9 protein-coding genes are annotated in these 9,620 nt (G+C 63.2%); 5 read left to right on the top strand and 4 right to left on the bottom strand.

Annotation, left to right across the window (positions count from 1 at the left end; all coding sequences use genetic code 11):
- The 4 genes from EOD15_RS20915 to EOD15_RS20900 form a co-directional block, all read left to right on the top strand.
- The coding region (locus tag EOD15_RS20915) for an aminopeptidase N C-terminal domain-containing protein (RefSeq protein WP_127408789.1) at nt 1–402 on the top strand (402 nt) is incomplete at its 5' end.
- A gap of 183 nt (nt 403–585) precedes the next feature.
- A complete protein-coding gene (locus tag EOD15_RS20910; RefSeq protein ID WP_127320943.1) occupies nt 586–2,907 on the top strand; it encodes a PAS domain-containing sensor histidine kinase in 2,322 nt (773 codons plus the stop codon).
- A gap of 108 nt (nt 2,908–3,015) precedes the next feature.
- Nucleotides 3,016–3,276 (top strand): type II toxin-antitoxin system prevent-host-death family antitoxin, encoded by a 261-nt coding sequence (locus tag EOD15_RS20905; RefSeq protein WP_023812822.1) that lies wholly within the window; start codon nt 3,016–3,018, stop codon nt 3,274–3,276.
- On the top strand, nt 3,273–3,806 hold the full coding sequence (locus tag EOD15_RS20900) for a type II toxin-antitoxin system PemK/MazF family toxin (RefSeq protein ID WP_164761768.1): 534 nt from the start codon (nt 3,273–3,275) through the stop codon (nt 3,804–3,806). The genes EOD15_RS20905 and EOD15_RS20900 overlap by 4 nt, the downstream gene beginning before the upstream one ends.
- On the opposite strand, the gene EOD15_RS20895 is transcribed toward EOD15_RS20900, so the two are convergent.
- Genes EOD15_RS20895 through EOD15_RS20885 form a run of 3 tightly spaced genes read right to left on the bottom strand, consistent with a single transcriptional unit; the run spans nt 3,769 to nt 8,877 of the window.
- Nucleotides 3,769–6,717: a bifunctional [glutamine synthetase] adenylyltransferase/[glutamine synthetase]-adenylyl-L-tyrosine phosphorylase gene (locus EOD15_RS20895; protein ID WP_127408788.1), complete on the bottom strand. Its 2,949-nt coding sequence runs from the start codon at nt 6,715–6,717 to the stop codon at nt 3,769–3,771. The two genes, EOD15_RS20900 and EOD15_RS20895, sit on opposite strands and share 38 nt — an antisense overlap.
- Nucleotides 6,717–8,195, bottom strand: coding sequence for a HAMP domain-containing sensor histidine kinase (locus EOD15_RS20890; protein ID WP_127408787.1), 1,479 nt, complete (start codon nt 8,193–8,195; stop codon nt 6,717–6,719). The genes EOD15_RS20895 and EOD15_RS20890 overlap by 1 nt, the downstream gene beginning before the upstream one ends.
- 7 nt (nt 8,196–8,202) lie before the next feature.
- Nucleotides 8,203–8,877, bottom strand: coding sequence for a response regulator transcription factor (locus EOD15_RS20885; RefSeq protein ID WP_023812818.1), 675 nt, complete (start codon nt 8,875–8,877; stop codon nt 8,203–8,205).
- A gap of 34 nt (nt 8,878–8,911) precedes the next feature.
- Here EOD15_RS20885 and EOD15_RS35840 point away from each other — a divergent pair, with 34 nt between their 5' ends.
- Nucleotides 8,912–9,091, top strand: coding sequence for a hypothetical protein (locus EOD15_RS35840; RefSeq protein WP_164762155.1), 180 nt, complete (start codon nt 8,912–8,914; stop codon nt 9,089–9,091).
- 138 nt (nt 9,092–9,229) lie between these two features.
- Here EOD15_RS35840 and EOD15_RS20880 read toward each other — a convergent pair.
- The coding region (locus EOD15_RS20880; RefSeq protein ID WP_127408786.1) for a PDZ domain-containing protein at nt 9,230–9,620 on the bottom strand (391 nt) is incomplete at its 5' end.

Here is a 9,620-nt window from a genome sequence, read left to right as displayed (position 1 = left end):
ACCTATGGGTCCGACCCGCTGGTCATGGACAAATGGTTCCAGATCCAGGCCAGCGTTCCGGGACCGCAAACCGTCGACACCGTGAAGGCCCTGACCAACCACCCGGCCTTCTCGATGGGCAATCCGAACCGGGTTCGCTCGCTGATCGGCACCTTCTCCAGCGCCAACCAGACCGGCTTTCATCGTGCTGACGGCGAAGGCTACTGGTTCTTTGCCCAGACTGTGCTCGAGGTTGAAAAGCGCAACCCGCAAGTGGCGGCCAGGCTGGCGACGGCGCTCAGATCGTGGCGTTCGCTCGAACCTTTGCGGCAGGCCAAGGCCAGGGAAGCGCTGCTGTCGATCGCCGGCGCCGAAAACCTGTCGGCGGATCTGCGGGATATTGTCGAGCGCACGCTGGCGTAGGGAGAGTGATCTCCCCCACGAGGGGGGAGATCGACCATTTCGACGTTATTTTAGTCGATTTTTAATCTTTTTTGGCCGGACCACTGGACAAGGCGAATCACCTTTGATTCTTTACTGACGATTCGGATGTGCGGCGTTTGCCGGATCACCAAGCAGCATAGGCAAATTCGGGGAGTGCCATTTATGGCGAAGGCGGACGCGTGGGGCGCGCCCGGAGGGACGGCTTTTGCGCGTCGTGAGACGCGCGGCGACGGTCTTGCCGGGAATACGCGGCTCATCGCCGAACCGGCCTATCGACGGCTTCTGGCCGCCGAGCCGCTGCTGCGCCGATCAATACCCGTCCTCATCATCACCTTCCTGATCGTCATCGCGGCGCTGCGCGTGCTGTCGCTGATGAACGAGCGCGACGATGTCGAGCGCAATGCCAAGGCGATCCTGACGCTGGCGGCGGGCCAATTGGCCAGTTCGCTCGCCACCACCTCGGAAACGGTGCCCGGCGCCATACAGGACCTGCTGGAGACCACCAGCCGTCAGGGCGCGATGGGCCGCAGCCATGTGCTTGTCATCACCGACAGCGCTTTCAAGATCGTCGCGGTGACGCCGCGCTCCATGCCATGGCAGGGCCATTCACTCGACGGCCTCGTCGAGGGCGGCCAGCCCTTGTTCATGTTCGGCGATCGTGCCGGCGTCATGGACGTCAACATCGACGGACGGGATTGGTACGCGGCGGTCAGCCTGGCGGATGGCGGAAAGGGCGCATCGGCGGCCCTGGTGCCACAGGATGCGGTTTTCGATGCCTGGCGCAAGACCGTTTCACTGAACGTCACCCTGTTCGTGCTGACGGCCGGCGTGCTGATCGTCATCCTCTACGCTTATTTCGGTCAGGCCGCGCGTGCGCAGGCGGCCGACCGCATCTATCTCGAAGCGCATCAGCGCATCGATATGGCGCTGGTGCGTGGCCGCTGCGGCCTGTGGGACTGGGACATGGTGCGCGGCAAGATGTACTGGTCGCGCTCGATGTACGACATGCTCGGCTACAAGCCCTGCGACACGATGCTGTCCTTCGGCGAGGTCGATCAGATCATCCATCCCGAGGACGGCGACCTGTTCGAGCTCGCCAACAGAATTGTCGCACGCGAGATCGACCATATCGACCAGGTGTTCCGCATGCGGCATTCCGACGGCCAATGGGTCTGGATGCGCGCACGGGCGCAGGTCATCGATCCGGAAGCCCCGGAGATCCAGCTGATCGGTATCGCCGTCGACGTCACTGAACAGCGCCATCTGGCGCTGCGTTCCGAGGCGGCCGACCTTCGCCTCAGAACGGCGATCGAGAACATCAACGAATCCTTCGTGCTGTGGGATTCGGCGCAACGCCTGATCATGTGCAATTCCAAATACCAGCAGGACAACGGACTTTCGGACCGCGACGTGATGCCGGGCACCGCGCGCGCGGCGCTGGAAGAGCGCATGCTGGCCTTTGCTTCCGAACGGCGGCTTGCCCACACCAGCGGCCTGCAGGGCGGCGCCACTTTCGAGCGCCAGCTGGCCGATGGCCGCTGGCTGCAGGTCAACGAACTGAAGACCCGGGACGGCGGCATCGTCTCGGTCGGCTCCGACATCACCCAGATTAAGCTGCACCAGGAGAAGCTGGTCGACAGCGAGCGCCGGTTGATGGCGACGATCCATGATCTCAGCCTGGCGCGGCGGGCCGAAGAGGAGCGTTCGCGCGAACTGGTCGACCTCAACCGCAAATACATGAAGGAAACCGAACGCGCCGAAGCGGCGAACCGGGCCAAATCCGAGTTCCTGGCCAACATGTCGCATGAGTTGCGCACGCCGCTGAACGCCATCATCGGCTTCTCCGAACTGATGGAACAGGGGCTGTTCGGCCCGCTCGGATCGGAGCGCTACGAGGAATATGCCACCGACATCAACAGCAGCGGCAAATATCTCCTGGGCGTCATCAACGACATTCTCGATATGTCCAAGATCGAAGCCGGCCAGTTCTCTCTGGACCGGGAAGAGATCGACCTCGGCCCGCTGATCAGCGAAACCGTACGCGTCGTTTTGCTGCAGGCGGCGCAAAAGGCCATCACCGTGGAAACGCGCATTGCCGATGCGCTGACGCTGGTCGCCGATCGCCGTGCGATCAAGCAGATCGTCATCAACCTTTTGTCCAATGCGGTGAAGTTCACCGGCCAGGGTGGCCACATATCGGTCAGGGCCCGCAACACATCCGGCGCGTTGGTGCTGACGATCGAGGACAATGGCTGCGGCATCCCCAAGGATGCGCTCGGCAAGCTCGGACGGCCTTTCGAGCAGGTGCAGAACCAGTTCTCCAAGAGCCATGCCGGGTCCGGCCTTGGTCTTGCCATCTCACGTTCGCTGGCCGAACTCCAGGGCGGCGCGCTGAAGATCCGGTCGAGCGAAGGAGTCGGCACGATCGTGTCGGTGCGCATCCCGGTGAAGAAGGCCGTGCTGGCGATCAAAGCCGCAGCCTGAAGATTTCATCACCATTCCAGGCTTGATCCCACCTCGCAGGCCCGAGGTGAGATGCTTTGACAAAACTATCTATTTTATCTATTTTAGATAGAAAAGAGAGGCATTGTCATGCGGGTGACTTCAACAGAATTCCAGCAGAATGTCGGGCGTTTTCAGGACGCTGCCCAGCGTGCGCCGGTCGCAATCACAAAGAATGGCCGGACCCACACGGTACTCCTGTCGGCGGCGATGTTCGAGGTGTTGGTCAAGGGACGAGTCGCCCGTAACGCGGAAGAACTGGACGATGAGACGCTGAACGCCATCGCCGAAAGCGCCGTACCGAGCGAATATGCCGGGCTCGATGCGATGCTTAAAGACTGGACACCGTGAGCCTGCCCAAACCTATCCCGGGTCTGGTGATTTCCTATTCTTACCTCTGGGTGAGAGAACACGAAAAGGGTGCCGAAGAAGGTCGCAAAAACCGACCATGCGCCATTGTCGCCGCGCGCCGGGTCGTGGAAGGCCGTGAAGTTATAACGGTCGTTCCGGTCACACACTCGCCACCGGCTGATCCTGCCGATGCAGTAGAAATACCTGCGCCACTCAAAGCCCATCTCGGCCTCGATGACACGCCGTCATGGATTGTCGTGACCGAAACCAATGACTTCCTCTGGCCGGGTCCCGATCTCAGGCCCATCGCGGGCAGCAAACCGTCCCGATTCGACTATGGCATGCTGCCGCCGCGTTTCTATGCCTATCTGCGCGACCGATTTTGCAGTCTCACGCGAGCCGGGCGCTCCAGCAGATTCGGCGAACAGAGTAGCTGCATGAGACCGGAAGAGCACGAAACGTCTTCGGTTCCAGGGGACGATCGCTTCACGGTCATCCCGTACGAAGCAAAAGATCGAAATCCTTCCTGACCGTCTGCGACGTCTCCTTGAGGTGTGCTTCCAGCACACCGAAATCCGGCAGGTCGGTCACCGCCAGAAGCAGATCCGAAAGCCCCGGCGGAACGTCGTCGCGCTCAAAGGCTCCGGTGAGGCACAGCCGCGTCATCTGGGTCAGTGCAAGATAGAGCGCGTAGGCGTCGCCAAGCTCCTGCCTGATCCCGGCATCGGCGAAGCCCGGTGCGAGGCGCGACAGGATCTCGGCGGTGCCGGTGGCGCGGCGCCCGGTCTCGACCTGCCCGGTAATGACGGCCACCTGGGCGATGAATTCCAGATCGATCAATCCTCCGGGAATAAGCTTGATGTCCCAGAGATCGCGCGGCGGCTTTTCCTTCTGGATCATAGCCCGCATGTCCGCAGCCTCGGCCATCACCTTTGCAGCATCGCGCGGCTGGCCAAGTACAGCCGCTACTTCCGCTTCAACCTCGCCGCACAGGCTGGCGTCGCCAGCAATGGCGCGGGCGCGGACCAGCGCCATGTGTTCCCAGGTCCAGGCTTCCTGGCGCTGGTATTTCTTGAAGGCATCGATATGGGTGGCCACCGGTCCCTTGTTGCCGGACGGCCGCAGGCGCAGGTCGAGTTCGTAGAGCACCCCCTCCGCCGTCGGCGCGGACACCGCCGCGATCAGCCTTTGCGTCATGCGGGTGTAGTAATGCGAAGGTGCCAGCGGCTTGTCGCCATCGGACTCTTCGGCATCCGACGCGTGGTCGTAGAGCAGGATCAGGTCGACATCCGATCCGGCGGTCAGCTCGCGGCTGCCGAGCTTGCCCATACCGAGCAGCGCAACCACGCCGCCGGCAATCGTGCCGTGGCGTGCCGCGAATTCGGCCGTCACCGCCTGCAACGCAGCCTCGATGGTGAGATCCGCCAGATCGGAAAAAGCGCGGCCGGCCCGCGCCGGATCGATCGAGCCGGCGAGCAGCCGGACACCGATCAGGAATTTCTGCTCGGAGGCAAAAATGCGCAGCCGGTCGAGCACATCCTCGTAAAGCCGGTCGCCCTCGACGAAGGCGGAAAGCCGCGCCGACAGATAGGCGCGGTCCGGTAGTTCGGTGAGCAAGGCCGGGTCGAGCAAACCATCGAAGACATGCGGCCTGCGGGTGATGATCGCCGCCAGCCGGGGGGCGGCCCCCATGATCGTCGCCAGAAGCTTCAGCAGGGCAGGATTGGACTGCAGCAGGGAGAACAGCTGGATGCCAGCCGGCAGGCCGGCGAGAAACTCGTCGAAGCGCATCAGAGCTTCGTCGGCCCGGCGCGTCTGGCCGAAGGCGCGCAGCAGCGCCGGCGTCAGTTCCGTCAGCCGCTCGCGTGCCTCCGCCGACTGGGTGACGCGATAGCGGCCGAAATGCCAGCCACGGATGACGCGGCAGATGTCGCTTGGCCGCTGAAAGCCGAGCCCGTGCAAGGTCTGCAGCGTATCGGGATCGTCGACATCGCCGGTGAAGACCAGGTTGCCGATGCCGGTCGACAGTTCGGGTGCTGTTTCGAACAGTGCCGCGTAGTGGCGTTCGACCTGCTGCAGCGAGGCACGGAACGCTTGAGAAAAGGCAGAAGCAACGGCAAAGCCGAGCATGCGGGCGATGCGCTCCAGGCCTTCATCATCTTCCGGCAGCGTGTGCGTCTGCTCGTCGGCAACCATCTGCACGGCATGTTCGACGCGGCGCAGGAACCAGTACTGGCGGGCAAGCGCATCGCGCGCCTCGGCGGTGATCCAGCCGCGGGTCGCAAGCTCGCCGAGCATCGGCACGGTTTCGCGGCCACGCAGTTCAGGGAAGCGTCCGCCGGCGATGAGCTGCTGGGTCTGGACGAAGAACTCGATCTCGCGAATGCCGCCGCGGCCAAGCTTGACGTTGTGGCCCTTGACCGCAATCTCGCCATGGCCCTTGTGGGCGTGGATCTGGCGCTTGATCGAATGGACGTCGGCAATCGCCGCATAATCCATGTATTTGCGCCAGATATAGGGCTGCAACTCCTTGAGGAAGGCCGCACCCGCGGCCAGATCGCCTGCCACCGGGCGTGCTTTGATCATCGCGGCGCGCTCCCAGTTCTGGCCGCGCGCCTCGTAGTAGCGCAGTGCCGCCTCGACCGGGATCGCCAGCGGTGTCGAACCGGGGTCTGGGCGCAGTCTCAGATCGGTGCGGAAGACATAACCGTGTTCGGTGCGGTCCTGCAGGATGCGCACCAGGCGGCGCGTCAGCCTCGAAAACAACTCGGTGGCGTCGAGCGGATCGACGACGGCGGGCGCTTCCGGATCGAAGAAAACCACCAGATCGATGTCGGAGGAAAAATTCAGCTCTTGCGCGCCGAGCTTGCCCATGCCGAGCAGGATCCAGCCCGACTGTTTCGACGGATTGCCGACATCCGGCAGTTTGAGTTTGCCCTGGCCATGCGCGTCGCGCAGCAGGAAGTCGACGGCGGCGCGGGTGCAGGCGTCTGCGAGGTCGCTCAACCGCCGGACCGTCAGCGCCGTTTCGGCCTCGCCGGCAAGATCGGCCAGCGCGATGAGGAAATGCGCCTCCGCCTTCCACTGGCGCAGCTCCATCATCAAGCCGGATTCCGAGACTGCTTCGGCTAGATGCACCTGGTCGATGGCGGCGCCGATCACCTTCAGTCGAGCCTCGATCGTCTGCTCGAACAGCCCGTCCAGGATTTGCGGCCGGCGACGTGCGGTATCGCGCAGGAACGGCGACAGATCGAAGACGGCAGCAAGGAAATCCTGGCCCTCGCCCTTGCCGGCCAGGAACTTGGCCAGCCGCGTCAGTCCTTCTTCGCGCGCCGCGGAAGCGATCTCGGCCAGTTCCAGCCGCGCACGGTCTTCGTCCAGCGGAGCCAGGCTGGTCGCCGGCTTCAGCAGCCAATCTTTCGCCCTCGCAGCCGTGCTCATCAGTGATCCTCCCGTGCTGGGAAACTCATGACCACGGATAATCCGGGATTGCCAGGCAAGAGTTCAAGCCGGCCATTGTGGAACGTCATGACCGCCTTGGCGAGGCTGAGGCCAAGACCGGAACCCGGCTGCGAACGGCTCTTCTCCAGCCGCACGAAACGTTCCGTGGCTCGCGCCCGGTCGCCATCGTCGGGAATGCCGTGTCCATTGTCGGCAACAGACAGGCGAACGTCCGTACCGGCTCGCTCGAGCGTGACGCGCACCGCCGGCTGGGCATTGGCACCGGTCGAATATTTGATGGCGTTGTCGACGATGTTCGACAGCGCCTGACCGATCAGTTCGCGGTTGCCGTTGACGGACACCGCCTCGCGCGCGTCTGCTTCCAGCGACACACCTGCCTCTTCCGCCACCGGCTCGTAGAGTTCGACGACATCGCGCACGGCCTCCGCCAGGTCGACGCGGTTGGTGTTCTCCGAGGAGTAGCCAGCCTCCAGCCGGGAAATCATCAGGATGGCGTTGAAGGTTTTTATCAACTGGTCCGACTCGGCAATGGTGCCTTCCAACGCCTGCCGGTAGTCGGTGGGCTTTTGCTTGCCCGAAAGCGTCGCTTCGGCCCGGTTGCGGAGCCGGGTCAGCGGCGTCTTCAGATCATGCGCGATGTTGTCGGAAACCTGCTTCAAGCCTTCATTGAGCGTGGCGATCCTGGCCAGCATGGCATTGAGATTTTCGGAGAGCCGGTCGAACTCATCGCCAACCCCCGTCACCGGCAGCCTGCCCGACAGATCGCCGCCCATGATGCGACGGCTGGCTTCCGACACGCTGTCGATGCGCTTCAGCGCGGCGCGACCGACAAAAAACCAGATCAGCAATCCGCCCAGCCCCATCATGCCGAGCGCCAGCATCAGCGCACGGCGGATGACCGCACGAAACCGCTCCGGCTCGCCAAGGTCGCGGCCGACCAGCATGATCATCTGGTTCGGCAGCCGCAGCACCAGCGCAATGGCGTTGTGGCCCTTTTCGCCCTGCGCCTGCGCATCGTTCTGCTCGGATTGGGTGGTGGTGCCCTGCTCGGCGGGAAGGTTGCGCAGGCGCTCGAGCTCTCCCTCGCCAAAACGCTGATAAGAGAACGGACTGCTGGTCCAGCCTTCGGTTTCGAGAACGCCCGGCTCCAGGCTCTGCACATTGCCGGTCAGGATCTGTCCGTTGGCGTCGGCGATCAGATAGAGGTTGGCGCCGGGCTGGCGCGAGCGGGCCTCGACTACACGGACCAACACCGGCAGACCGCCGCGTTGATAGGCGCGAGCCAGACCGAGCACCTCGTCATTGATGGTGTCCTGTGTCTGCCCGGTCAGCATGCGCGCCGACAACGAGGTCATATAGAAGACGAGCGCCACCGCGCAGAGCGCGAAGAGCAGGAGGTAGAGCGCCGAAAGCCGCGCTGCCGTCGTCTTCATGATGGCTGGCACGGAAAGAGCCATGCCGCAGCTAGCCGCTCTTCAGCATATAGCCGGCGCCGCGAACCGTATGCAGGATGGGCTTGTCGAAGCCCTTCTCGATCTTGCCGCGCAGCCGGGAGACATGGACGTCAATGACATTGGTCTGCGGATCGAAATGGTAGTCCCAGACATTTTCCAGCAGCATGGTGCGCGTCACCACCTGGCCGGCATGCCGCATCAGATATTCGAGCAAGCGGAATTCACGCGGCTGCAGCGTTATCTCGCGTGACGCACGGCGGACCGAATGCGACAGCCTGTCGAGTTCGAGATCGCCGACGCGGTAGACGGTTTCGGCTTCCTTGGCGCTGGCGCGACGGTTCAGAACCTCAACGCGGGCGAGAAGCTCGGAGAAGGCATAGGGCTTTGTCAGGTAATCGTCGCCGCCGGCGCGTAGACCCGTGACCCTATCATCGACCTCGCCGAGCGCCGACAGGATCAGCACCGGCGTTGTGTTGCCCCTGGACCGGAGACCGGCAATGACCGACAGGCCGTCGCGACGCGGCATCATCCGGTCGATCACCATCACGTCGTAGTCGCCGGCGTCGGCGAGCGCAAAGCCGGTTTCGCCGTCACCGGCGACATGCGCGGTGTGACCGGCCTCGGCAAAGGCTTTCTGCAAATAATCCGCAGCCTCGCGATCGTCTTCTATGACGAGAATCTTCATAGGGCTGTTATACGCGATTTCGCCGGAAGGTTGAGTGGCAGACATCTGCATTGTGGCCTTTGCCAAAGCGCACCGCGATCAAGATTGCCCGAAGCCGTACGCGATAAAGCTGCTCGCTGCCGATGTCATTTTGCGTCGGATCGCGGAAGCGCTTTTGAAAGTGTGCGGCAGCGGACGATGGGAAGCCCGCTGCCGCCGGGGGAAGGCGCGATGACTGACTAACGCGCGCTTCTCCATGCTTTCCCGTACGGCGGCTCGGGGGTGTTGAAACTGCCGCACTGGAAAAGTCCAACCTGCCGCCGGAACGCCCTCACCCACTTGGAAAGGCCGAGAGATCGCTCCGGGGCCAACCTCAACCCTTGGCGACGGGCAGCGCGACGAAACGATTGGTGTCGTCGCGGGTGATCTGCATCAGCACTGCCTTGCGGCCGGATTTGACTGCATCGGTCATCGCCTTGGTGACGTCGTCGGTGCCGTTCACTTCGGTCGAATTGACCGATGTAATGACGTCGCCCGGCTGGATACCGCGATCGGCGGCATCGCTGTCGGGATCGACATCGGTCACCACCAGTCCCTTGCCGTTTTCAGATTTGGTAACGGTCAGGCCGAGATCGGCCAGCGTGTCGGGCTTGGCCGGGGCGGCGGGCTGCTGCTGGTCGACAGAGGCCTGCTTGTCGCTCGAGGGCAGTTTGCCGAGATCGACCTTGACCGTCTGGCTCTTGCCGTCGCGCCACACGTTGACG

Source organism: Mesorhizobium sp. M7A.T.Ca.US.000.02.2.1, from assembly GCF_003996995.1.
GTDB lineage: Bacteria > Pseudomonadota > Alphaproteobacteria > Rhizobiales > Rhizobiaceae > Mesorhizobium.
Note: the sequence above shows the minus strand (reverse complement) of the source record. Positions and strands in the feature narration are given on the sequence as shown.

Bases quoted from the DNA above. Each gene is read 5' to 3' on its own strand.
- EOD15_RS20890 (WP_127408787.1), bottom strand. From the start codon at position 8,195: ATGGCTCTTTCCGTGCCAGCCATCATGAAGACGACGGCAGCGCGGCTT.
- EOD15_RS20895 (WP_127408788.1), bottom strand. From the start codon at position 6,717: ATGAGCACGGCTGCGAGGGCGAAAGATTGGCTGCTGAAGCCGGCGACC.
- EOD15_RS20885 (WP_023812818.1), bottom strand. From the start codon at position 8,877: ATGAAGATTCTCGTCATAGAAGACGATCGCGAGGCTGCGGATTATTTG.
- EOD15_RS20910 (WP_127320943.1), top strand. From the start codon at position 586: ATGGCGAAGGCGGACGCGTGGGGCGCGCCCGGAGGGACGGCTTTTGCG.
- EOD15_RS20905 (WP_023812822.1), top strand. From the start codon at position 3,016: ATGCGGGTGACTTCAACAGAATTCCAGCAGAATGTCGGGCGTTTTCAG.